Source organism: Reinekea sp., assembly GCF_046710285.1.
Taxonomy (GTDB): domain Bacteria; phylum Pseudomonadota; class Gammaproteobacteria; order Pseudomonadales; family Natronospirillaceae; genus Reinekea.
Genome location: NZ_JBKEGY010000007.1, coordinates 60,405 through 84,610 on the forward strand (window position 1 = coordinate 60,405; position 24,206 = coordinate 84,610).

Here is a 24,206-nt window from a genome sequence, read left to right on the forward strand (position 1 = left end):
TTAATTTACTTTTTCTTATTACCTTGTTTACCTAGTTAATCAGTACGATGCATTAAACGATTAGTGTGGGGCAAGGCGCCTGTCCACTGACTCGTTGAGAAACACTGCCCAGCAAGAAGCTATTAATATCGGAATGGGTACCATGGGCCCCCATCACGATCAAATCAACTTCTTTGGTTTGAGCGAACTTGACGATGGCCTTAGAGGGCCGACCATTTTTAACAAAACCTTTAATTCTTTGACCACCACACTGTTTCGCATGTTCTTTAGCGTGCTCAACAACACTGGTAGCAAATTCGGCCAACGCTTGATCAGGGATCTGTATATCCGAGGGCCTGACCATCGATAACGATACTTCGAACAAGCTATGGTGTTTGTATACGCACAGTAATAGCATCTCGCAGTCTTCATCAAGCTTTTGTAGCTCTATGGCCTTTTCTAGTGCCAACAATGAGTTTTTGGAACCATCAACGGCAACCAGTATTTTCTTAAACATTAGAGAGCTCCTGTACGTTTAACGGAATGCAACATCACGCAAAAACAATGCAATCTGCGGGAAAGCAATCAATAGTCCTGCTGCGAATAAGAGAATAAATATAAAAGGAGGCGTGCCTCTAATAACTTCCCAATAGGGTCGTTTGAATATGGCAATTGCCGTAAAAATATCACAACCAAAGGGCGGGGTTGCTGAACCAATCGCAACTTGAAGAGTAATTAAAACACCAACGTGAACTGGGTCTAACCCGGTTGCCGCTATTGCGGGCGCAAATATAGGCGTTAACACTAAAATAACAACGATAGGGTCAACAAACATACAGGCAATAAAAAAGGCAACACAAATAGAGATCAGCACACCGACGGGGCCCATTTCATTAACGCCAACGGTTTCCAAAATAGCTTGCGGGATTTGCGCAAAAGATATAATCCAAGAAAAACCATTACCGACACCAACAAGAATAAACACCACAGCGGTAATAAGGCCAGTAGATTTTGCAATGGCATATATGTCTGGTAGCTTTAAGGATTTAAACACCACAAATTCTAAGAACACGGCATAGAGTACGCAAACTGCCGCGGCTTCTGTGGGGCTAAATATTCCGCCATAAATGCCACCTACAATAATAACGGGGAACATTAATGGCCAAAGCGCTTTTTGTATTGACTTAAAGCGCTGTGTCCAAGATGCCTTCTCTTCTGTTGGCAAATCATTAACTGTGGCGTATATAAGGCAATATATAGAAAAAAGGAAGAGAATAAGCAACCCAGGACCGACACCAGCAATGAACAACTCCGCAATGGATGTTTCTGATATCACGCCATAAATAATCATACCGATACTGGGCGGTATCAAAAATGCGATATCCGATGCGTTAATAATTAACGCCAACGTGAACGAATCGGAATAACCCGCTTTGAGCATTTTGGGCCGCAAAGGTGAACCAACTGCAACGACCGTTGCTTGAGTTGAACCAGATACTGCGCCAAAAAGAGTACAGGAAGCAGCCGTACTAATAGCTAAACCACCTTTTACATGACCAATAAATGCCATGACCATATCAATGAGTCGGTTCGCTGAGGTGCCTCGGGTCATAATGTCGGCAGCTAAAATAAACATCGGTACTGCAATCAAAGAGGCTGGCCGAATACCCCCTAATATTTGCTGAATAAAGGTTTCCATTTGTCCGAAACCGCCAAACATCATGACAAAACCAGCAACCGCTGCGGTAATTAGAGGAATCATCATCGGAAAGCCCAGCAAGAGCAAAACGATCATGATGGTCATAAGGGTGGTTGCCATACATCAATCTCCTTGTAAATCTGGCTAACTAAACTTCGGTTTCGTTATCACTGTACCCATCGAGTACTTGAGTTGATAGGTACACATCTGGGGATGTAGCATTCTTAACTGCAGTTAATAAATACTGCACGCCCGTTACGAAAAAGCCTATTGGCACCCATACATAGATAGTCCATATTGGTATTTGTAACGCAGGAAGAATACGACCACGATCGTAGACTGTATCGATATATCGAACCGAGAAATAACACAAAAAAAACATCACAGCAGAGGTAAACAGAGCCATAATTATCATTAGGACTTTGCGTCCCTTAAATGGGATAGCATCATAGATCGCTGACATTCGAATATGCCTACCGTGCCGAGCAGCATAACCAATACCGGCAAAGGTAATCATGATGATTAAAATACGATTAATTTCGCCGGAAAAAAACAAGCCTTTGCCAAAACCAAAACGAGCAATAACATTGACACACGTATTGAGTGCCATCAATAACACACCGAGAGCTAGAATGAATGCTTCAAGCTTTGCGATCCGCTCATCAATAGTGCCAAGCAAACCTGGAAGGTGGGAGGTAAAATGTTGGGTATCATCTTCAGACAAGACACGCGCTCCTATAAAGGATAAGTACTACAATAACGAAGAACGCACTACAGATTTACCCGCAATGCGCTCTCAGATTCAACTTACTTAATCGCTTTTAAATCGGCTTTGAACTGATTTAGCAATTTTTGGCCGCCATTCCCGGTCATATCAATAAAGGTTTTCTCTACCTGTGGTGCGCGCTTACGAAACTCGTTCATTTGCGCTTCAGTCAAACGTGTCACAGTGACTTCATCACTTGACGCAAGAATTTTCTCTAAAGAACGATCAGCTAAACCATCAATGTGTTCGATTGTTTCATCGAAAGCCCAGTCAGAAGCTTCTCGAACCATTTTTTGTTCGGCAGCAGACAAGCCGTTAAAGAAATCTTGGTTTGCCATCATCGCCGTTGTGAACCAGCCATGCTTTGTGAAAATCAAGTGAGGCGACACCTCATATAGGCCACCAGATTCAATCCAGAAGATCGGGTTTTCTTGCCCCTGAATCATATTTGTCTGCAAGGCACCATAGACCTCGCCCCACGGTAATGGAGTCGGTGTTGCACCAAAGGCTTCATAAGTTGAAGACAATAGCGGGTTAGTCATTGTACGAATTTTCTTACCATTGAATTCAGATGGCGATGTGACTGGCTCATCGGCTGTAACAACCATTTCACCTTCTGGGTACATTTTTAATAGCTCTAGACCTTGGTCAGCATACAAATCGACGAAATCTTCGTTAATGGCTTTTGAGTTTTCGAAAAACTTAACTACCGTATTGAAGTCTGTCGGCATTAAATATGGGATAAAGAAAATTTGAGCCTCAGGGATAAGCGCGCCGGTAAAGCCAGGAGATTGGTTGACGAATTGCAAAATTCCCGCCTGAGTTTGCTCCATAATATCGTCAGACTCACCTAATTCACCAAAACGATAAACCTGAACATTGTGCTCTGAATTTTTTTCAACATACTCTTTGAATTTTTGAGCATAAACATCTTGTACGTCACCGTCGTACTCTTCATGCGCGTAACGCCAAGTATCGGCTTGTGCCATACCAGAAACGGAGCCCAGCATGGCCAGTGTTGATATTGCAGCTATATTCTTTAGTGTACTATTAACTTTCATAAGACATCCTTACCAGATTATTTGTTATAACTTTTTTACGCACCCTCTTTCTGGGAGCCCAGAAAATGAAAAATCGCCTGATGGTCAAAGATTACCTACCTTGCCAACTGTTGATTAACATTGCAAATAGACTAGCTAGTTTTTTTATTCGATTTAGCGATGATTCGCTAATTATTATAACTGTAAATAATTAGCGATGATTTTTGGTGGGGATGTGACTGGAGTTTTTACTACTTCGTTCTTATCTTGAGGCGGATGTTAAGGGTAACTCTTGAGTTTCCTTGACCTCTTCCATAACGATGTAGCTTTTTGAGTGCTTCACGCCTGGCAACGTTAACAACATATCACCTAGTAAAGCTCGGTACTCGGACATATCTTCTATACGAGCTTTGAGTAGATAATCTGCATCGCCTGAAACTAGGTGACATTCAAGAATATAAGGCAAGCGAGATACGGCCTGATTAAAGGTTTGAAATGCATCGGGTGATTGATAAGACAACGAAATTTCAACAAACACCAACATGCCATAGCCCAGCGCTTTAGGGTTAAGGCGAGTGTAGTAGCCTTCTATATAGCCGTCTTTTTCTAAGCGCTTCACCCGCTCAATGCAAGGCGTTGAGCTTAAACCTACTTTTTCAGCTAAATCTACATAGCTGATACGTGCATCTTGCTGCAACGCATGCAAAATATTTCTATCGAGCCGATCTAACTCGCGCTTCTTAAACTCAGCCATACGACACTTTCACCTGTTATTTTATATAATTTAAGTGTTTTATCCTTTTTATACCGAAAAATCAAAGTAATAACCTTATTATTTTCACCTAAACTAGGCGATCTTCATATCCATAATAACTATATTTTTTGAGGTTAATCATGCACATAACGATATTGGGTGGCGGCGTTCTAGGAGTAGCCAGCGCGTGGTATTTAGCAAAGTCTGGGCATCAAGTCACCGTGATTGACCGTCAAGATAGTGTGGCGCAAGAAACCAGTCATGCCAACGCAGGGATGATCTCTCCTGGTTATAGCATGCCTTGGGCCGGACCCGGAGTGCCATTAAAAGCTATCGGTTGGATGATGCAAGACCTTGCCCCTTTCATGATTAACGTCAAAGAGCTCGACGGTTACACCCTTTCTTGGATGATGAAAATGCTGGCCAACTGCAACACTCGTGCATACCAAGTGAATAAGGAACGGATGTTACGCATTGCCGAATACAGCCGAGATTGCTTCGTGGATTTGCGTAAAGAGCTCGACATTGTTTATGACGCTCGCCAGCAAGGTACTCTGCAGCTATTCCGCAAGCAAAAGCAAATAGACGCCCTGCAAAAAGATATCAAAGTATTAAAAGAGCTGGGGATTCAACATCAAGCGCTAGATATGGACGGCTGTATCGAACACGAACCTGCACTGGCACACGTTAAAGACAAGTTTGTTGGCGGTCTGCGTTTGCCCGGAGATGAAACCGGTGATTGCTTCATGTTCACCACAGAACTTGCAAAAGAATGCGAAAAGCTCGGCGTGAATTTTTTATTGAATACCGATATCGAGCGTTTAAACGAAGCCAACGGCAAAATTACCAGCGCCACTACATCGAACGGCACCATCGCTGCCGATGCTTTTGTTTGCGCGTTGGGTAGCTACTCACCTAAAATTCTAAAAACTGTTGGTATTAAGGTCCCTATTTATCCTATCAAAGGCTATTCGCTAACCTTGCCAATAGAAGACGAAAGCCGAGCACCTTTATCGACTATAATGGATGAGACTTATAAAATAGCCGTCACAAGGTTTGAAGATCGCATTCGTGTCGGCGGCACCGCAGAAATTGCCTCATTTAACTTAGAATGCCCAGAAAAACGTAGAGCGGCTGTCGACTTTGTTATTCAAGATATGTTCCCTGGCGCAACCAAAGTAAGCAAGGCCGAGTTTTGGACAGGCTTACGCCCAATGACACCGGACAGCGTGCCAGTTATTGGCGGTACATCCTATTCAAATTTGTATCTAAATACTGGCCACGGTACTCTTGGTTGGACCATGTCATTAGGCTCAGCAAAGCTGCTCAGTGACATCATTGACAACAAAACATCCGACATTGATCCTGAAGGATTATCTATCGCGCGCTATGCATAAACAGCACGTAACTATAAAATGATTGTGATTTAATTTTATCAAAGGAACGAGTATGTCTACTAAAACGATTATCAGTACCGAAAATGCACCCGCAGCAATTGGCCCTTATTCACAAGCGGTCAAAGTTGGCGACACGGTTTACCTTTCGGGTCAGATTCCATTAAACCCTAAAACAATGGAAATGGTCACCGAATCATTTGAAGCACAAGCTGTACAAGTTTTTGAAAACCTAAAAGCAGTGGCCGAAGCCGCCGGCGGTGATCTTTCGAACTTTGCAAAGATGACAATTTTATTATCTGATTTAAAGTACTTTAACCAAGTGAATGAACTCATGAGCCAGTACTTTTCTGAGCCGTACCCTGCCCGTGCAGCCTATGCAGTAAAAGCGCTGCCCAAAGATGCCGACATTGAAATTGAAGCTATTATGGCGCTTTAAGTTTTTATCAAACGATGACGCCTAAGTTACGGCGTCGTAGTTTCGAATAGATCGACTATAACAAGATTGATGAGAGAGATAGCATGGCTAGAGCTGCCACCGCGACTATAGATTTAGCCGCTTTCCGTGAAAATTACCGTTTGGCCAAATCACTCGCACCCACACAACAGGCTGTCGCCATTATAAAAGCCGATGCCTACGGTCACGGTGCCGTGAAAATGGCTTTTGCACTCGAACCTGATGCCGATGCTTTCGGTGTGGCTTGCATTGAAGAAGCTCTAGAATTGCGTGAAGCAGGCATCAACAAGCCTATTTTATTGTTAGAGGGTTTTTTTACAAAAGACGAACTGCCGATTATCAGTGAGAATAACTTTTGGTGTGCCGTACACAGCGTTGAACAAATTGATTCCATCGCGCAAGCTCATTTATCTAAACCAATGACTGTCTGGCTAAAAATGGACAGCGGCATGCATCGTCTAGGCATAATGCCCAACGACTATCATGAAGCCTATGAACGCCTTAACAACCTAGAGCAAGTGGCCGACATTGTTTTGATGAGCCATTTCGCCAACGCAGACAGCCTAAACTGCCCTATTACAAAAAAACAAATCAACTGCTTTGATGAATTCAGCCAAACCTTAAAAGCACCCGTTAGCATCGCTAACAGCGCCGCCTTACTTGGCCATGACAACACCCGACGCAACTTCCAACGCCCGGGTATTATGCTTTATGGCGCGACTCCGTTTTCAAACCCGCACCCACTAGCCGATAAACTCAAGCCAGTTATGACGCTGACCTCTGAAATTATTGCAATACGCGAAGTGCCCGCAGGCGAAGGCGTTGGTTACAGCCACCGTCATATTTGCAACCAACCTACTCTTGTGGGAACGGTGGCAATGGGTTATGCCGATGGCTATCCGCGCCACGCCGTAGATGGCACACCCATCATCGTCAATGGCCAACGTACAGCAATTATTGGTCGTGTTTCTATGGACATGCTGACAGTAGATTTAACCCAAATAGAGGGCGTAGCCGTTGGTTCAAAAGTAGAGCTATGGGGCAACGAATTAGCCGCCGCAGAGGTTGCCTCCTATTGCGATACTATTCCTTATACCTTGTTTACCGGCATTACCCGCCGCGTACATAAAAAGTACATTAACGAGTAAAGCTGTTCACTAAGATTACATGCTGTTTCATAGATATCTCAGGCTTTACGCGGGGTTCAGCGACTCACCGCTTCTAAACTATGGGACAGTAGTGCTAAGATTATTAAAAATAACTTTTCCGCTTGGCGTGGCATAAGGCGCTAATAGAGCGATAAGATGCTCTCGGCCAGCGTGCACTTGCTTTTTGGTGAGCTCTGTTCCGAGGTGGTTGGCGATACTAAAGCCTACCCAAAAACCCGTCACGAGACGCATCAGGTCAACCAGTGTCGCTATTTGGTTTTCTTCAATCTCTATCAACTCAAAATCACGTAACCATTGTACAGCGCTGCTTGCCCGAGCTATTAAAAGCTGGTGAGCTTCCAAATAATGATTATGCAGTTCGTTATGCTGTATTAATAAGGTCGGCATACTGAGATGAAGGAACCGATAATGCCAAATGCCTTCAAAAATATCGTCGCAATAGGTCGCGAGAAATTCAGACGGATCACTTGTGTCATTCGGTACCGTAATGGCATTTTTAATATGTAAGGTATATTCCAAAAAAATCGCCTGAATGATCGACTCTTTATTTTTGAAATGGTAATACAATAAACCAGGGCTAATATTCAAATGCTCAGCAATGTGGTTAGTCGTCACCACTCGTTCGCCTTGTTGATTAAACAGCTTTAAACTCGCCTGAATTATTTTGTCTTTGGTTTTCATATCGGCATCGTTAACAATTGATGGTGAATATTATCATATTACCGCGCATAAAAAGAGGCGCAATTTAAAGCGCCTCCAGTTCCGATATTGATATTTAAGTAATCGCGAGGAAATATGCTCGCTATACAAAAGCACTCTGTTTCGGGTAATCCTTTACCAACGGCGGCAAATGCTTACCATAAGGCGGTTCTTTTGTTGCGCTGGATTTTTTCTTCCAGAAAAACCACACTAAGAACGGCACATGCATAACCAAGTTGATAACACCCCAAGTCCATAAAACCTGCTCATTCATCCAAGTGCTTGAATCCATCAAAGGGACGAATATCTCACTGCATGATCGAATTAGAATATGAAGCGCCAGTGTATAAACACGTGCTGTAATATATAACTCCGGACGACCTTTCAACAAAGGATACAGTTCAGCGGCAATCAAGATACACATCGATGACGCGAAGAACGGACCTGCTTCTCCATACACAAACGCCAGGTTCCAAGTTGTGTATAAGAAGTTCCAAGCCGCTGTTGAATAAAACAACAAATCATTCGGCTTATCTTTTCCGATAACCCAATAAACTCGCTCACCATTTTTGTAGCGCGGAAACGGAATAGTAATACAAAGAATAACACCACAAATGGCATTGAAGTAATTAGCGGTAGCGAAATCTTTCAAGGTCGCCTCGGCAATATTGAGGAACAAAATACCGTAAAGGAACTTTAATACCCAGTCACCTCGGAAAAAAGCTAAAAACCGATGGGAATTGTCTTTATTTAGCCAAGCGATTCTAGCAAACCCAACCACGAGTGCAGTGGGCAGAAGCACGCTTAATGTTTTGGCCCATCGAAACCAACCATCTAAATAGTCAAACCAAAGCGGGAATGTTAATAACGATGCCAACCAAAAAACCAAAGCAAATTTTGGGTTTTTGCGCATCACCTCGACTAACACCAATAAGATACCGATGTAGCCACCCATGGTTAAAGCATATTGCCAAACTGGAATACCCATACTGCCTCCTAACGATCAATTATCCGCTTTTGCATCAATTGAATCGAAGCTAGCGGAACCACTTATTTGAGTAATTACTCTAATTGAAATTGGTACTGAATTATTGATATCGATCAAGATTTAGGCGAGCAAATCACTATCGTTGTCGACTTGCAATACAATCCCCCCTAATCAAAATATTTGTCTAAAATAGAAATGAAGCTATAGCAATGACAGCGGAAAAAAACAGCAGTACTTGCGTAGTAAGTACTGGTACAATTCGATCTGCAAACGTATTTGAGTGGTATAACTCAAGTTATCTAGCGTTTATCTTAGCAACTAATTTTTTGTAATTACTTTATTTAAACTTGATGTCAAAGTATTGATTTCGTTCAATACTTGAGAAACCAATACTTAAATGTTCATAAACTCTAATAGTTGCAGTGCTTTTCTAGCGAAGATGTTTGTACTGGTAAGTTATGGGAACCGGATGCAGGTCAAATTCGATTTATGATTCTCCAAGTGCCTGTCTAGTTTAGTTCGTTTTTACACATGGTATTTGCATGAAATAGTGCTAAAAAGGGCAGAACGGCACATAGAATACCAAGTGAGCTACGCTTAACTTTCTTTAAACGGAGGGCCTGAAATAAGTTCTTGATCTGAGTCCGCCGCCCAAACAAAAGGCCACCCTGAGTTAAAGGTGGCCTTATGAGTTTTGAACGATGGGACAATCTACTAAGATGAGCAGCTCAAATGTGACAACCCACCGGTTTCAAAGAATTCAGCTGGCTTTAACTTATAATACTTTTCTTCAATGACTTTCGATTGCTCATCATATGGGTGAGTCATAATTTCTTGTAACTCACGTAATAGCGAGTAGTCCCCAGTCGCTGCTTGTTCATAAGCTGGGGCGACGATCCATTCACGTAAACTGTATTTTGGATTAACACGTTTCATTTGTTTAGACAGGACCTCGCGTGAAATTGGTGAAGTGTCGATAACTGACTGCCAGCGCCTAAACCAGAGTAACCAGCGGTCCTCTAAACTTTGATAATCCTTTTGATTTGACGATTGGGGGCTATCGGCTGACGAATCTCGTACTCTATAAAAGCTCTTTTTAAGCGGCTCTAAATCATCAGGTATTGCCGATAATTCTCGGAAGAATAAAGTGTAATCGACCGGAGTTTGTACCATTAGAGTCGTAAGTTCACTAAACAAAGATTCATCAAAAGCATCTAGTCCCAGCTTAGCAGCCCACATACTTGTTAACTGCGTTTCCATGACTGAAGAAAAGCCTTCTTGGAGGTTGTTGAGCTGTTTAAGTGATTCCTCATTATCGATTAACAATGGTCGTAACACTGAGCAAAACATCTGAAAGTTGCGTTCAGCGGCTGCCGGTTGATTCAAAAAAGAGAAGTGCTCACCGCCACCCGTCCAAGGCTGAAGCCTAGGATCAAAAACTTCACAAAATCCAAATGGGCCGTAATCAAGTGTAAAACCACCAGCTGCACAGTTATCACTGTTGAAATTGCCTTGGCAATAACCTACCCGAATCCAATTCGCAACGAGTGATGCCAGCCGGTTTCGGAACTCATGCGCGAGCAAGAGTATTTTTTCATGGCTGGCCAGTGTTGAGTCGATAACGTCACTGTATTCACGTTCGATCAAGTGTAAAACGATTTTTCCAAGCTCAAGCTTTGCATTTGGATGTTCGTTATTGCGAGCACGACGACCAAAAAGCTCGAGCTGGCCCACCCGAATGAAGGAAGGAGCAACGCGTGTAGAGATGGCAACAGGTTCCAATACGAGTTGGTCTGGATCCCAAGATCGTGAACCTTTTGAATACCAAGGCCGCCGGACTTTTTCAGTTTTTGACACATACAAACTTAATGATCGGGACGTGGCGACTCCCAGTGCATTCATGTGCTCTTGCGCGAGAAACTCTCGAATACTTGATCGCAACACAGCACGGCCGTCGGCACCTCGGCAATAGGGGGTTCGACCGCCGCCTTTTAACTGCATTTCCCAACGTTGACCGTTTATAACGGCCTCTAGTACAGACATGGCACGACCATCGCCATAGCCATTACCCGTTTGGAATGGGCACTGTTGAATGTATTCTGTACCATAAATAGATAATGCATAACCACACGACCAGCCGAGCCTACGCATTGGTTCTGGCACTTGTGATAGGTCTCCAGAAAACATGCTCACAAAATCGGCAGACTCGGCCAAACTGTCGGCAAAGCCCAATTCGTTAAAAAAAGCTTTACTGTGCGTGACGTACTCTGGGTTTGGGATAGGCGTAGTACTAACCGGTACATAGTGACCGGTAAACACCTGACGCGGAGAATGATCAACACCATCAGACTTTGCATCTGGATCACAGTTAAGCGTGTCCATAAGCGAGTAATTCGCCAGCAATGCCAGTTGTTTAAGATTGCTTATCTTTTCGACAACACTCGGTATTGAGGTATTTTGTTTGGCATAATTAGCCGAATCAAGTGATGAATCTGCTGCGATATTTGAATTTTTTTTCGGATCAGTCGTCTGCAAAGCTGAGCTCCTTTTTCACTAAAATTAACTGTGTAGAGGGCGGCGTTCTAAACCGCTTCAATAGGTTGGCATCGACTCGTCAACCTGCTCTGCCCAAGCCTGTACGCCCCCAGTTAAATTAATGATTTGGTTAAAATTATTCTGTTCTAGAAACAACCCGACTTGCCTACTCCGTATGCCGTGATGACAGATACAAACCACCGGCAACTTGGCGTTCAACTGAGATAGTTTATCTGAAATACTGCCCATAGGCATCGATATCGAGCCGTCTATGTGGCAAGTTTGAAATTCCCAAGGCTCACGTACATCTAGTAAAATTGGCTTCTCAACTGCCTTATCCTCAAGCCAAGTTGCTAACTGGGTTGCTGTTATGTTTTGCATTGGTAAAAATCCTCAGCTGAATTAGACACTCGCATCAACGCCCTGCCAACGTCCTTGATATCTCCCGACAGGGTGAGTTTAGACACCCATCGCTCTGGAATATTGCTAACACCATAGTAAGCACCCGCTATCTGACCACAAATCGCTGCGGTTGTATCTGCGTCATTGCCAATATTAGCCGCCAGAAGAATGCACTCTTCAAACGAAGTGCCGTTCATAAAGCACCAAAGTGCGGACTCTAAGCTTTCGATAACATAACCACTGCCGGTTAGGTCTTGATAACCTTTATTGAGAAAATCTCGATTAGCAAGGTTAACCACTTTTTCGCTGGATGGATTATAGGTATTACGTTCAAAAATAGCGGATTTATCTTCGGTGCGGAAAGCCTGGAAAATAAGGCTTGCAAATAAACGACTGCTATCAACACATTCTGCAGAACCATGAGTAGTGCGAGAGCTTTCACCCGCAAAATGAATACAGGCTTCGATATCTGAATTATAAACCATGGGGATAGGCGCCAAGCGCATAAGTGAGCCGTTGCCAGATGAGTGCTCTTCAACCGACCCGGCAAATGGATCATGAGTTCGCAGGTATTTATTAAGCGCCGCAGAAACAGTCATGCCAATATCGAAGCAATGGCCGGTACTGCTCATATAACCGTGCTGATACCAGTTACAATATCGGTTCATCTGATCTACAGGATCAAAGCCTTGCTTATGTATAAGGCTATGAGCAAGACATAAAGCCATAGACATATCGTCAGTCCATTGCCCTGGCTGAAGCCTAAACGGGCCTCCCCCGATCATATCGGCAAGGGGTTCAAAGGTACCTCTAGGCTTAAATTCTAAGGTTGTACCAACGGCATCTCCACAAGCCAAACCAATTAACGCCCCCACTATTTTATCTTCCATTTACTCCCCTATGCCTAACATTTAATCGGCTTCAATATTTCTCACGAAGCGATAATCGGCTATTTTTGGCTTGGCTCGATACAGCGTTGCTGGCCGGCCTCTTTCTTGACGCAACTTTCCCGTATCGACCAACATCTCTGATGCTTCCGCACGGCGTATGAAACTCTTTCGTTGAATCGATTTGCCAATGAGCAATTCATGTACACGGCGCAACTCAGTCAATGTAAAAGGCTGCGTTAACGCAAACACAGGTACAAAAGAATACAGTGCTTTTTGTTTATGTCGTAAAACGGCTAGGCTGATCAGCTCTTGGTGATCGAATGCAATCTCTAGAGTGCTTAACGTTTCGACACTTACCCACCGAACATCTTCAACCGACTCTATATGAAAAGCACTTTGTTCATGGGGCATTAACGCGGTATACACAACGGATACAGACCAACCTCTAGGGTCCCTTTGTTCTGAACCCACCGTAGCTACTTGCTCCATATACCCAGGTTTTACGCTGGTTTTAAGCTGAATACTGCGAATCGCAGCGGCTTCTAAACTGTCATCACTTTGCTGGTTTAAAAAGCCTCCAGGTAAGCCCCACTTGCCCTTCTCTGGGTAGTTTGCGCGCTTAACCAATAAGACTTTTAGTTGGTCCTCATGATAGGTAAGCAGCACGGTGTCAACCGTCACCAACATCACTGGAAACTCTTTTGCATCATATTTTGATAAAAAGCTCTTCTCAGAGTTGAACATAACCAGCCTATTTCGTGTCATTTGGACTCATACTAAGCTATTTTGGAAAGAACGTAAATGCCGGCCCACCCTTCAGCTCGGTTTACTCAATAATTGCTCGCTAAATTAAAACCTCTTCCCCCACACAAATCCATTGATCCAATAGAGTCTTTAAGACACTATATCCATGAGTTTAATTATGTGATTAACGGTTTAACAAAAAAGGACTTAAACTTGAATACTCTGACATTACTTGAATGGTCTGCAAATGCGTTTTATCTGGTCTCTATTGCCTTAGCCGCCAGGAATAACATCCATACCTGGTGGACGGGTATTATAGGAACTGTGCTCTTTTCGGCTTTGTTTTTTAAGGTACAGCTCTATGCAGATGTAACACTAATGGTATTTTACTTAGGAACGTCTATCTACGGCTGGATGTACTGGAAAAAAGGTAACGCCCTTTCTCCTATCCGAGCGACAGCCTATAAGTATATTGTACTTTTTACTTTATCGGCCCTCGTCACCACAATTATTTACGGTGCAATACTCTACTGGCTAACGAATGCATACGCGCCCTTTGTTGATTCGGCTGTACTCATGTTCAGCGTGCTCGCACAATTGCTGTTAATGAAAAGACGGTTAGAGACGTGGATCTTTTGGATCGTAGTCGACACATTGGCCGTTCCACTCTACATAAGCAGAGAGCTTTACCTTACAGGTATTTTGTATATAGGGTTTTGGTTTAATGCCTGGTACGGTTTATATATGTGGTCCAAAGATACCCAAAAAACCAAAGTAACCCCCACTGTTAAAGTGAAACTATCATGAAGCGGGTAGGCTTAGTGGTGGGTAAGTTCGCCCCTTTACATAGGGGGCATGAATTCCTTATCAATCAGTCTTTAAAGTGTGTTGATGAACTCATCATTATTAGTTATTCAGTACCAGAGTTTACCAACACTCACGCTAAATTGCGCCAGCGCTGGCTTAAAAATAGCTTCCCTACCGCTCAGGTAATTGTGTTATCCGAATGGGATGTGCAACGATTGTGCACTGAATTCAAGCTGCCTTACGCAAGCAATATTGCTCATGCCGATATCCATCGACAATTTTGCTTTCAAATTTTAAACAAGTATCAACATTACATTACGGATGTTTTTTCGAGTGAAAGCTATGGCAATGGCTTCGCAGAACACCTCACAGATTGCTATCGCAAGCATAACCCTACTTATATCAATATCTCACACCATTTGTTAGACATTGATCGGGCTCATGTTCCAATAAGTGCGACTAAGATTCGAGAGAAATCTAAAAATTCAGAAGACTACATAAGCACTGTTGTAGCAAACGATTACTTTGTAAGCAGCCTATGTTTAATTGGTGCCGAATCTACAGGGAAAAGTACACTATCAAATGCGCTGGCGAAGAATATAAACGAGCCATTGTGCCAAGAATACGGTCGTGAGCTATGGGAAAGCAATAACGGAACTCTTACTGAGCAAGACCTACTTGAAATAGCAAAAGTGCAATGCCAACGTGAAGACCACCTTAGAATGAGTGCCAATAAACACCTGATTTGTGATACCTCCCCGCTTACAACCCTACTCTATTTCGAGTATATGTTTGGCTACCGGCCGCAAATTTTGGACCATGCCGCCGACAGACGCTATAACAAGATATACCTATGCGCACCTGACTTTCCAATGGTCCAAGACGGTACAAGAAGTGATGAGTCTTTTCGTCAGTTTCAGCATGAATGGTATTTGAAAGAGCTGGAATACCGGAACGTTGAATATACTGTTATGGAGGGAACATGGCGGGAGAAACTACACACACTTCTAGGTGAAATGTAACTTAGCTTGTATGGTCGCTTTCAAGCTTTGCTGTTCCACTCGTGATGAGATAGTTTGGTTGGACTGTTGGAAAAATCCGAAAACTCCACTTTGTAGAACTTATTTGCGGAGTTTTCTAGTGTAGAATCTAAAGTGGGTATCCTTTTAAGCCACTTAAAAGGAAAAGACTTGTACAACTAAGCCGACTATCTGGTCATGAGGCACCACACCAAATTCTCGGCTATCGGTGCTGTTGCTTGGGTTGTCGCCCAATACAAAGTAGCCTTCTATGTTTTCAAGCGTGCGTGTTTTACGGATAACTTGTGGTAAGCGAGATTTTGGGTCTAGCTCGGTTGTGGTTTGGCTGTAGGTGACGGTGTCTCCTGGAATGTGTACCAGGCGTTTTATTAGTTTTGATGTTGGGTCATGCGGTGAGCGAAGTACCACTATATCTTGAGGATTCAGTTCACCCTTACCCGGTTCTTGGAATAATTTAACCAATACGACATCGTTAGGTTTTAAGGTGGGCAGCATTGAATAGGATTCAACCCGGTATAGGTCGTAACCGAACCAAGCTTGGCGGTTTTGCCAGCTTGCGAACAAAACCATCGTCACTAGAACGAGCGAAAAAAACATAATGAGAAATCGTTTCGCTAACTTGGGCATTAACAGTAATCGGAATCTAACGTTGTGTTTACTTCAACGTCTGACGCGCCACAGGCTTTAAGGAACTGTGTCATCGGTTCTATGCTGGGTTCCAAAATGTGGTAACCGCTCATTTCAATAGTGGCTTTGCCTTCTGAGATGGTTGAGCCGCGCGTATCAATTTCGTCACGGGCTTCATCCCAGATATCCAATAAGGGTTCGAGGATATTTTTAGCAGCCTCACCAAAGACTTCTGCGAACTCCTCCAAGTAGGCGCCATGCTGGTTTTGGGCTAGGCCTTCAACTAATGCCAACCACTTAAGTTGGCTGGCTTTGTCGAACATAATTTCAAATGTAGCGTAGGATTCAATCATTTTAAACTGCGCTCAAGTCGTTCCATAATGGGTAACAACGCCTCAATCAGTTTTTTCTGATAGGGAATTACCGACTCTTTTTTGCTTCCAGTTTCACCGCTTTTTACTCGTTCAACTAGCTTTAGCATCATTTCACTGTCAATTTTTGACGCGTCGATATTATTATTTTCAATATAATTAACCAAGCTTTCAAAATAATGAACAAAATAAAGTATTTTTTCTGCGCCGGCCCCCACTCCTTTTCTTAAAAAAATAGAAAATTTTGCTATCATCGATTCAAAATCGCCAATCGCGTCAAGTGAAATGACAACTTCTTTCCCAGCCGTCACAAGGGTAATTTCTGGTTTGTATTCCTGCCCAACATGGTAGTCAAAATATGCCTTTTGTTCTTGCCAACGCATACCTTTTGATTCTTGATTAAGAAATGCACTCCGGATATTGCCTTCAACCTGGTCTTGTGTGAACTCATGTGTTTGGTAGTAATAGTCGTAACCGGCTTTGGTTTGGATTGGGAATAAATCAATCATATAGCCTGTGTACTTTGTTATTGGTAGATCGTCCAATACCTCCCCAGTAAAAAAATAATGCCTAATTCTTTCGAGGTCTTTTTTCCGGTACTCACTTTTCCATTCCCCTTTTTCCAAAGCAAGCAACCAACATTCTTCACGTTCTTTCTGCCAAGCCTCGGTTTGTATTTCCGGAAATAACTCCGCCAATGGTTGTGTCATAAATATTCCTCTGCTGCCGCATCCGCGGCTTCTCCAAACCCATATTTAATTAAGTCTTTTAATAACGTTGCCATGCTGGCTTCTTCAAGATACGACCCTGCCACGGGTGCGGTATTACCCCAGTTGGTTTTCACCATTTCTGGGAAGCTCGTGACATTGCCGAGTTTATTCTTAAAGATACTACGGACTGAGCCCTTTTTGGTACTGGTAATGTCCAGACTGTATCCCATGCCCTTATTGCTTGGCGCTTTTTTGCGTGGCGCAAACTTTTGAAAACGCCAACGTGGATCATTAATCACATCAACGCGCGTAAAATCTGCCGGTCTCCCTTCTATTGGTCTCCAAGCATGCCCAACGGTGGCGGCTGCGCGGTCTATCGAAAACTGTTTGTGCATGCCTGCACTGCCTGCTTTAACTTTGGGCTTAGCTATCTCCCACTCCTTTAAGTTGGACTTAGGCAAATGACGCTTCGAATCTTCGTTTTTACCCGCATAAGATTTTAGTTCAATCCATTGTTCTTTTTTACCTAAAGCCGTTTCAACTTCTAAAACAATATCGATCCAACGATTGTAGCCAAAGGCTGTAAGGTCATTCATTACTGTCTTTGAAGAATCATCTTTATCGCTTTGCTCATCTTTGCCATCCTCATTTTCATAAAAATAAACCCATCGACTGCCCTCTATCTGTTTAATCGGGTTGCCAACCCCTGCCCGGTATTGCAACTGATAATAAGCCACCTGACTTAAGTGAAATAATGCCCCGTGGCCACCTCCATGAAACACGGTATAGTTTGGAGGGTCGTTATGTTCTTCTTCTTTAAACTTTCCACCCACAACACCACTGAAGCCTCGTTTATACAATGTATTAACAGCATCACGGTTGTGTTCCGTCCGAATACCTTTGCCACCGCATTCCAACTCAGTGGCATCACCCCCTCGGCCATCCAAGGCTTTGCCGCATTTAAGTTCCCATTCCACATAGGCGATCATACCCATCATCGTGGCTGGTGCAAAACGCATATTAGATTTACCGGTCATGACCGACTTAATAGCGCGAGACCCTCCTTTTAACGACAGTACAGCGGTGCTCACAAGTACTTTCGGGTTACTAGCTAATCGACGCACTTCTGCCGTCACGCCTTTGTCTCGTAAGGCTTTATTAAACGATTTAATCGCTGTTGGTATTTCACCGATACCTTCTGCGTCTAAATCCCGAGCAATGCTTTTAATCATTTTTTTGATTTTAACTTTACTGATTTTCAGTGCCCGACTCTTCTTGCCAGCATGAACCGTTGTTAGTTGCTGCATCGGCCAACTTAACATCGCGACATCATCTTCTTCAGATACCCCATCAAACGCGTCTACCGCTGGCGGAGGCTCGTCGCCTTCCCAATCTTCTGCCGGTAAGGCAAAGAAATTGGGCTTGTGTTCTCAATCTTTAAAGCCGTCTTCTCGGCTGTGACGAATTCGGACGATCACCACTCGGTTCGGGTTTTCTCGTCGATATCGGATGATATAATCACCCGCGCCAAAGCTGAGCATCAGTTCTCGATAGTCGGTAAGGTTTTCTACAGGGACGCCTGCTTCCGGGTTATCTTGCAGGATGTGCAGACCTTCTAAGATACGTTTGGCGGCACGGTGTGCCGCACGGGGGTTGGCAGATTTAATGAAGTCTCTTAGGCGCTTTACGTCGTTGGTCGCTCCAGGCAACCAGGTTATTTCACTGGGCATGGTTTCTCCTGATCCGTACCCCAAGAGTCGAGCCATTCTATCATGTCGTCATTTCTCACGGTCTCGCCGGTTTCTTGGTACTCCTCCCAACGCGCCATCGTCAGTTCGTTTTCGCGCTGTTTGCGCTCTTCTTCTTCGATATAGCGGGTTAACGCTTCTTTGGCCAAGTAGCTCTTGGAGCGATGTGTTTTCTCGGCCAAAGCCGCTAAACGGCTTTCAAGCTGCTCATCCAATCGGACACCTAACATAGGTCGGCTCCTTACCTGTTCAACAATGTTTAACAACGATAACATTCCATTTAATCATCTTCCATGTTTTCCGCACCGGCTAAAGCAGAGAACCAGCTGACCTCGGTGGCGTCTGGCCCCAATTTGTTCTCTTCCCAATCAACGGTCTTTGTCCGCCTCGCCTTCGCCGGATGCTTCAGGTTATACACCTCTTTCAGCTTCTTGATGCTCACTTGCGTGTAGATCTGCGTCGTGTCCAGTTTTACATAGCCCAACATGACTTGGACAAAGCGGATGTCCGCGCCGTTCTCCTGCATTAAGGTGGCCATCGTGTGCCGGAACAAGTAGCAACTAACTTATCTGGACACACATGTTAGACCGACGTTCAAATGTAGCTATGGTTGTCACCTCGAACAGCGATCTAAAGTGGGTATCCTTTTAAGCCACTTAAAAGGAAAAGACTTGTACAACTAAGCCGACTATCTGGTCATGAGGCACCACACCAAATTCTCGGCTATCGGTGCTGTTGCTTGGGTTGTCGCCCAATACAAAGTAGCCTTCTATGTTTTCAAGCAGTCCATTTACCTATCTCCCTAGTGAATAACCCAAAAAGTTTCGGCTGCGAAGCAGTCCAGCCACGAAGTGGCGATGCAACCTTGTCTTGTTAATTCTTACAGACCACAGACTCAAGGTTTTTTATGAACCCTATGCTGAAGTCTTCCATTTCCTCGTATATGGCTTGGGCTTCTGGCAACACACATGAGCGCTTAATATTTCATTGGCTGCTTGATTAAAAACTTCTTTGTTTTCTCGCGCTTCCAAATTTCTTTCTTGATAAATAATTACGTTGACTGGTTTTTTTGGGGTGAGATCCTCGGTGCCGATAGAAGTAACATAGTTTGACCGATTATTGCTTGCACATGCGCTGAGTAAGCCACTAATAAACAAGAATATTAGTTTATTATGGGTCATAAATTGTCGAATTGATCATATCGTGTTTATTTCAGCCGCAAAATGCGAACCGCTCCCCACATGACGAGACCCGCAATCAGCAGCCCGATCACTAAATCAGGGTATTGAGAACCTGTCACTGACACCAATAGTCCCGCAGTAATGACGCCTACATTGGCAATTACGTCATTAGCTGAGAATATCCAGCTCGCTTTCATGTGGGAGCCCTGGTTTCGTGACTTGAAGATCAATAAAAGACAAAGGACGTTCGCTATCAGGGCCACTGTGCCAAAGCCCATCATGAGCGCTGACACTGGTTCGCTCCCATAAAAAAAGCGCCTGATAACTTCTAATAGAACACCCAATGCAAGTACGAACTGTAACCAACCAGAAAAGTGAGCTGCATTCAGTTTGAACCTTGCGGCCTTGCCCACCGCGTATAATGACACTCCGTAAACCATCGCATCGGCGAACATATCAAGTGAATCCGCGATAAGCCCGGTAGATTGCGCAACAATACCGACGCCCAGCTCAAGTAGAAACATGATGCCATTAATGGCTAGAAGCCATCGTAATACCTGTGCTTCTCGTGCTTCATTACCTGACGAGGCTGCTACAGCTGACTGAATGGCATTTTGATCTACTTCCTCAAAGGAGACCAGCGTTGCTCCAAGCCCAACAGACTTCATGGTTTTTTCCACTTTATCCGCCATATCAGAATGATAGATGCTCACTTTACGAGCAATCAGGTCGAAGTCGAAAATAAAAGATTCATCGTAGCCAGCAAATGCGGTGCGAATCAAATTCTCTTCGGATGGGCAATCCATCTGAGGGACATTAAACACGCTCAGATGGTTCATCGCAGCTTGAGTGTCACGTTCAGTTTGCGATGGCCGCCCATTTGACGCGTCTTGCCTGCCGTTGCAACCGCAACTATTAGAGTCGTTAGCCATATTTTAGTACCTCTGGTTTACATGTTAGAAGGAGAGTGTAAACTCTATTCTAACTATAGAGTCAAGGTGAGTTTAATGAAAATAGGCAAGTTAGCAAAACTCAGTGGCTGTACAGTCCAGGCCATTCGTTACTATGAGAAGGAGGGCCTAATATCCCAACCTGAGCGTACTGAAGGAAACTTCCGGATATATGATTTCGAGGTTCTAGATAAACTGGCATTTATAAAGAATTGCCGAGCGATAGACCTGACACTTAGCGAAACTAAGCACCTAATTTCATTGCAGCACTTATCATGTGCTCCTTGTGAAGAGGTAAATGAGATAATTGACAATCACCTATTGGACGTGGAGTCTCGCATTAAAGATTTACAAACACTTCAAGAAGACCTCACAAAGCTAAGACTGAAATGTGACACAGCTAGGTCACCTAATAAAATAAGAATCAGCCTTTGTTTACGTTTTGGATTCATACTTGCTCCCAACGTTCTCGCCTTTTTGGATCCACAATAATTCTTTTCTTCAATAATATTGGACCGACTGCTTTAAATAGGATTGCGGCCAAGCCTAAGCCACAAGCCGCCCACTCGTGCGACCCGCACCTTCCTATCATTAAAAATTCACCAACTATTCTCTACTCGACTCTTCTCTTTCCATCCAGCGACCGTATGTTTCATCATCCCAATACTGTTGAAAGCTGGCTACTGCTTTTAGCCTCTGGCCTTCTGACAAAACAGATCCCCAAGCAGGCATTACTCCGCCAAGTGGTTCTCCTCCCTCACTTATTACTTTGTCCATAATACTCAAAGGGTGGTGCCAAGCGTGAGCTCTACCATTTAAAGGAGGCGGTGGATAATTACCGTTACTGTCTGGCTTGCGCCACTCTTCGACTGAAGCAGCGGCTTTGCCATGACAAGAAGCACAATTCTCACTATAAATTTTATTTCCTTCTTCTAACTGCAAACTAGTGTACCAACGGCCGGTACCTTTTTTTGGTGTCAAATCTACATTAGCGACAGTGAGCTTACTTTCGTCGCTTGGTCCATTTTCAATAGACTTTCCATTGTCAGAACAAGCAACCGTAATCAATGCTAATAGCAGCAATATAACCCTCATATTTCATCCTTATCAAATTCATGAATCGTTAATCGATTTAAAATAAACAGTATTAACAAAGGAATAATAATCCATTGTAATATTGGGGTTAGTCCCGTTCCCAGAACCGGGACAACAGGCATAGTATCTTTATATTCCCAGTTAAAAAGTACGGCAGTATTTATCCACTCTAAGACAACTGTTATTCCAATTCCCACCAATAAATAGATAGTTATGAAATTCATATTGGGGGGCCGATACCAACTTACATCTTTAGAGACCCACGCTGTCACTAAAAATGAAATCAATGAAATGACTGCATCGCCAATACTTGCTTTTGTACACACCCAATTCATTCTCCAGTAGTCATCCTCACCGTTAAATGTGAAGAATGGCATTTGCCACATTTCCCAAAAGAAATTCAGAAAAAATGAAGCAATCGTTAAAATTAGAACTGTTCGCCAAGTTAGATTAAAAGGGAGTTTAAATGACTCAGACATGACGTTATCGGATCCCGTAGTCACGAAGGGTTTGTCTGACGTATACGACAACATCTGCCACTTCTTCGTCTTTCAATTTAAATGAAGGCATATCTCCGAAACGCCAATGATGCTGTTTAACGCCCTGTACAATTGCTTTCTTAAATTGTCGATCGCTGTGATGACCAGAAACGTACAAGTCCCAAATCAGTGGTGGTCCGATTTCTGTTCCTCTTAAGGCTAAGCCATGACAAGATGCGCAGTATGTATCAAAGACTTGTTTTCCCCTATCAAGCACCGCCAGACGCTCTTCGCTGGAAATCGTTGATATTGCACTGCAACTGCTAATTAACAGTGACATGCCCATCACTTGAAAGCTGGACCAATTCATTCTAGAACTTCCACATACGTAACCATCCCTGATACCTGATGTTCTATCATGTGACAATGCAACAACCACTTACCAGGTGAGGTCGCTACAAAACGAATTGATTCCGCTTCTTGTCGTTCTACTAAGATGGTGTCCTGCCATATTTCTGATTTCAGTTGTGAGCTCTTCGCAAAAAAATGATGACCGTGTAAATGCATTGCATGCGGCCATGGTGTCGTATTGTCTAAGGTTATCTCAACAGTATCGCCTACTTTCACTTGCAGCAGTGGCTGCTCTGGTAGGTTAGCTATACCATTAAATGTCCAAAATTGGCGCTGTTTAGTCAGTTGGTTAACGCTAAGTTTTTCGCCCTGATAATAAGCCGCTTTCAGGTTACCCATCGCGCCACCCTCCATTTTAAGCGTAACACTATGATCGTTTTCCTCTAGCAACAGTGGGAGCGGGTTTCGTGGCAATGGCAGGACGCTACCTAACTTACGTTCGTATATTTCTTCATCTGACACATTCCAAGTAGCCGCCAAAAATGGTTTTTTACCGCTGCTCTCATAAATAGGATAACTTCCAATCCAGTCGCTTGGTATGTCTATTACTAAGTCGTATCGCTCTGCGGGTGCAAGAAGAAGCATGTCGCTCATTTTCATGGGTTGTTCTAATGGTTGCCCATCTTTGGCAACAATATGCGCAGTAAGATCCGGAAATGAAAAACTCATAATTCGACTGTTGGCAGCATTCAACACCCTAAGCCGCACTCGACTTCCAGCGGATACTATCAACTCCGGATTCCGGCTACGATTGATAGTTAACATGTTACCCATCCTACCTCCATGCGACCAAGCATGGGCATCTTCAAATGATTCAGAATCTATCTGTTCACTACGATTCAATAGCCAGTCGTCAGCAACAAAAAGTAAATCATGCTCTACATGGTAAGAGATAGCCTCATGAACGATAATGGGCGTGTACAAGCCCAATGCTAACTGCCGATAAGTATCATGATGCGCATGCGCCCAATAGGTACCAGCATCTTTCGGAGTAATCTTGTACTCAAACTTTTCACCTGGTTCAACTGGCTCCTGAGTCAATCCGCTTACACCGTCCATTGAATTTTCAACTGCAATGCCATGCCAATGAACACTGGTTGGTTCTGGTAGGTTATTCGTAAACGTAATAACTGTATTTACATACTGATTCAACTCGATTACAGATTTGCTGTAACCCCAGACTTCCGTTTCGTTTCCATCAGAAAACCAAGTCATTTGTTCAGCCTTAGCAACCAAATCTAAATTTTTTGGGCTTACCTTTGAAAAGGCCC

General features: G+C 43.6%; 30 protein-coding genes. 6 read left to right on the forward strand and 24 right to left on the reverse strand.

Going from position 1 to position 24,206, the window contains the following annotated elements; translation table 11 throughout:
• Positions 1-52: 52 nt before the first annotated feature.
• The 5 genes from ACI882_RS06915 to ACI882_RS06935 all read right to left on the reverse strand — a co-directional run bounded on the left by ACI882_RS06915 (position 53) and on the right by ACI882_RS06935 (position 4,238).
• Complete coding sequence (locus ACI882_RS06915; RefSeq protein WP_411744812.1) at positions 53-496, reverse strand: universal stress protein; 444 nt, start codon at positions 494-496, stop codon at positions 53-55.
• An 18-nt stretch (positions 497-514) separates the two neighbouring features.
• Positions 515-1,798 (reverse strand): TRAP transporter large permease, encoded by a 1,284-nt coding sequence (locus ACI882_RS06920; RefSeq protein WP_411744811.1) that lies wholly within the window; start codon positions 1,796-1,798, stop codon positions 515-517.
• Between the two features lie 28 nt (positions 1,799-1,826).
• Entirely contained in the window at positions 1,827-2,402 is a 576-nt protein-coding gene (locus ACI882_RS06925; protein ID WP_411744810.1) for a TRAP transporter small permease, read from the reverse strand.
• Positions 2,403-2,485: 83 nt separating this feature from the next.
• On the reverse strand, positions 2,486-3,454 hold the full coding sequence (dctP, locus tag ACI882_RS06930; RefSeq protein WP_411744817.1) for a TRAP transporter substrate-binding protein DctP: 969 nt from the start codon (positions 3,452-3,454) through the stop codon (positions 2,486-2,488).
• Positions 3,455-3,746: 292 nt separating this feature from the next.
• Entirely contained in the window at positions 3,747-4,238 is a 492-nt protein-coding gene (locus tag ACI882_RS06935; RefSeq protein WP_411744809.1) for an Lrp/AsnC ligand binding domain-containing protein, read from the reverse strand.
• Between the two features lie 140 nt (positions 4,239-4,378).
• On the opposite strand from ACI882_RS06935, the gene ACI882_RS06940 reads away from it, so the two are divergent.
• From ACI882_RS06940 to alr, 3 genes are all read left to right on the forward strand, one after another.
• Positions 4,379-5,635, forward strand: coding sequence for a D-amino acid dehydrogenase (locus tag ACI882_RS06940; RefSeq protein WP_411744808.1), 1,257 nt, complete (start codon positions 4,379-4,381; stop codon positions 5,633-5,635).
• 52 nt (positions 5,636-5,687) lie between these two features.
• Positions 5,688-6,071, forward strand: coding sequence for a RidA family protein (locus tag ACI882_RS06945; protein ID WP_411744807.1), 384 nt, complete (start codon positions 5,688-5,690; stop codon positions 6,069-6,071).
• Positions 6,072-6,154: 83 nt separating this feature from the next.
• Positions 6,155-7,237 (forward strand): alanine racemase, encoded by a 1,083-nt coding sequence (alr, locus tag ACI882_RS06950; protein ID WP_411744806.1) that lies wholly within the window; start codon positions 6,155-6,157, stop codon positions 7,235-7,237.
• A gap of 78 nt (positions 7,238-7,315) precedes the next feature.
• Here the strand turns inward: alr and ACI882_RS06955 are convergent, their stop codons facing one another.
• The 6 genes from ACI882_RS06955 to ACI882_RS06980 form a co-directional block, all read right to left on the reverse strand.
• On the reverse strand, positions 7,316-7,939 hold the full coding sequence (locus ACI882_RS06955; protein ID WP_411744805.1) for a TetR/AcrR family transcriptional regulator: 624 nt from the start codon (positions 7,937-7,939) through the stop codon (positions 7,316-7,318).
• 121 nt (positions 7,940-8,060) lie between these two features.
• On the reverse strand, positions 8,061-8,945 hold the full coding sequence (locus ACI882_RS06960; RefSeq protein ID WP_411746793.1) for a hypothetical protein: 885 nt from the start codon (positions 8,943-8,945) through the stop codon (positions 8,061-8,063).
• Positions 8,946-9,659: 714 nt separating this feature from the next.
• A complete protein-coding gene (locus tag ACI882_RS06965; protein WP_411745934.1) occupies positions 9,660-11,480 on the reverse strand; it encodes a protein adenylyltransferase SelO in 1,821 nt (606 codons plus the stop codon).
• 57 nt (positions 11,481-11,537) lie between these two features.
• Positions 11,538-11,861 carry a rhodanese-like domain-containing protein gene (locus tag ACI882_RS06970; RefSeq protein WP_411745933.1) on the reverse strand — a complete coding sequence of 108 codons (324 nt, stop codon included), beginning with the start codon at positions 11,859-11,861 and terminating at the stop codon, positions 11,538-11,540.
• Positions 11,849-12,772, reverse strand: a complete 924-nt coding sequence (locus ACI882_RS06975; protein WP_411745932.1) for an ADP-ribosylglycohydrolase family protein — start codon at positions 12,770-12,772, stop codon at positions 11,849-11,851. The genes ACI882_RS06970 and ACI882_RS06975 overlap by 13 nt, the downstream gene beginning before the upstream one ends.
• A 21-nt stretch (positions 12,773-12,793) precedes the next feature.
• Positions 12,794-13,537, reverse strand: coding sequence for an NUDIX hydrolase (locus ACI882_RS06980; protein ID WP_411745931.1), 744 nt, complete (start codon positions 13,535-13,537; stop codon positions 12,794-12,796).
• A 192-nt stretch (positions 13,538-13,729) separates the two neighbouring features.
• Here ACI882_RS06980 and pnuC point away from each other — a divergent pair, with 192 nt between their 5' ends.
• Complete coding sequence (gene pnuC, locus ACI882_RS06985; RefSeq protein WP_411746794.1) at positions 13,730-14,323, forward strand: nicotinamide riboside transporter PnuC; 594 nt, start codon at positions 13,730-13,732, stop codon at positions 14,321-14,323.
• A complete protein-coding gene (locus ACI882_RS06990; protein ID WP_411745929.1) occupies positions 14,320-15,345 on the forward strand; it encodes an AAA family ATPase in 1,026 nt (341 codons plus the stop codon). The genes pnuC and ACI882_RS06990 overlap by 4 nt, the downstream gene beginning before the upstream one ends.
• A 153-nt stretch (positions 15,346-15,498) precedes the next feature.
• Here ACI882_RS06990 and lepB read toward each other — a convergent pair whose 3' ends face one another.
• The 9 genes from lepB to ACI882_RS07035 form a co-directional block, all read right to left on the reverse strand.
• Complete coding sequence (gene lepB / locus ACI882_RS06995; protein ID WP_411745928.1) at positions 15,499-15,960, reverse strand: signal peptidase I; 462 nt, start codon at positions 15,958-15,960, stop codon at positions 15,499-15,501.
• A 29-nt stretch (positions 15,961-15,989) separates the two neighbouring features.
• A complete protein-coding gene (locus ACI882_RS07000) occupies positions 15,990-16,343 on the reverse strand; it encodes a hypothetical protein (protein ID WP_411745927.1) in 354 nt (117 codons plus the stop codon).
• On the reverse strand, positions 16,340-17,071 hold the full coding sequence (locus tag ACI882_RS07005; protein ID WP_411745926.1) for a hypothetical protein: 732 nt from the start codon (positions 17,069-17,071) through the stop codon (positions 16,340-16,342). Before ACI882_RS07005 ends, ACI882_RS07000 begins: the two co-directional genes overlap by 4 nt.
• Positions 17,068-18,378, reverse strand: a complete 1,311-nt coding sequence (locus ACI882_RS07010; RefSeq protein ID WP_411745925.1) for a hypothetical protein — start codon at positions 18,376-18,378, stop codon at positions 17,068-17,070. Before ACI882_RS07010 ends, ACI882_RS07005 begins: the two co-directional genes overlap by 4 nt.
• A 123-nt stretch (positions 18,379-18,501) precedes the next feature.
• Positions 18,502-18,801 carry a type II toxin-antitoxin system RelE/ParE family toxin gene (locus ACI882_RS07015; protein WP_411746795.1) on the reverse strand — a complete coding sequence of 100 codons (300 nt, stop codon included), beginning with the start codon at positions 18,799-18,801 and terminating at the stop codon, positions 18,502-18,504.
• Positions 18,786-19,049 carry a CopG family ribbon-helix-helix protein gene (locus ACI882_RS07020; RefSeq protein ID WP_411745289.1) on the reverse strand — a complete coding sequence of 88 codons (264 nt, stop codon included), beginning with the start codon at positions 19,047-19,049 and terminating at the stop codon, positions 18,786-18,788. Before ACI882_RS07020 ends, ACI882_RS07015 begins: the two co-directional genes overlap by 16 nt.
• A gap of 50 nt (positions 19,050-19,099) precedes the next feature.
• On the reverse strand, positions 19,100-19,357 hold the full coding sequence (locus ACI882_RS07025) for a tyrosine-type recombinase/integrase (protein ID WP_411745290.1): 258 nt from the start codon (positions 19,355-19,357) through the stop codon (positions 19,100-19,102).
• Positions 19,358-19,475: 118 nt separating this feature from the next.
• Entirely contained in the window at positions 19,476-19,574 is a 99-nt protein-coding gene (locus tag ACI882_RS07030) for a S26 family signal peptidase (RefSeq protein ID WP_411745291.1), read from the reverse strand.
• A 452-nt stretch (positions 19,575-20,026) separates the two neighbouring features.
• Positions 20,027-20,932 (reverse strand): cation transporter, encoded by a 906-nt coding sequence (locus ACI882_RS07035; RefSeq protein ID WP_411745292.1) that lies wholly within the window; start codon positions 20,930-20,932, stop codon positions 20,027-20,029.
• A gap of 75 nt (positions 20,933-21,007) precedes the next feature.
• Between ACI882_RS07035 and ACI882_RS07040 the strand changes: the two genes are divergently transcribed.
• Positions 21,008-21,442 carry a MerR family DNA-binding transcriptional regulator gene (locus tag ACI882_RS07040; RefSeq protein WP_411745293.1) on the forward strand — a complete coding sequence of 145 codons (435 nt, stop codon included), beginning with the start codon at positions 21,008-21,010 and terminating at the stop codon, positions 21,440-21,442.
• A gap of 114 nt (positions 21,443-21,556) precedes the next feature.
• Here the strand turns inward: ACI882_RS07040 and ACI882_RS07045 are convergent, their stop codons facing one another.
• Genes ACI882_RS07045 through ACI882_RS07060 form a run of 4 tightly spaced genes read right to left on the reverse strand, consistent with a single transcriptional unit; the run spans position 21,557 to position 24,150 of the window.
• Positions 21,557-22,045, reverse strand: a complete 489-nt coding sequence (locus ACI882_RS07045; protein WP_411745294.1) for a c-type cytochrome — start codon at positions 22,043-22,045, stop codon at positions 21,557-21,559.
• The gene (locus ACI882_RS07050; RefSeq protein ID WP_411745295.1) at positions 22,042-22,524 is read right to left on the reverse strand and encodes a hypothetical protein; all 483 of its coding nucleotides are present in this window, start codon (positions 22,522-22,524) and stop codon (positions 22,042-22,044) included. The genes ACI882_RS07045 and ACI882_RS07050 overlap by 4 nt, the downstream gene beginning before the upstream one ends.
• Before the next feature lie 4 nt (positions 22,525-22,528).
• Positions 22,529-22,894: a c-type cytochrome gene (locus ACI882_RS07055; RefSeq protein ID WP_411745296.1), complete on the reverse strand. Its 366-nt coding sequence runs from the start codon at positions 22,892-22,894 to the stop codon at positions 22,529-22,531.
• Entirely contained in the window at positions 22,891-24,150 is a 1,260-nt protein-coding gene (locus ACI882_RS07060) for a multicopper oxidase family protein (protein WP_411745297.1), read from the reverse strand. The genes ACI882_RS07055 and ACI882_RS07060 overlap by 4 nt, the downstream gene beginning before the upstream one ends.
• Between the last annotated feature and the right edge of the window lie 56 nt (positions 24,151-24,206).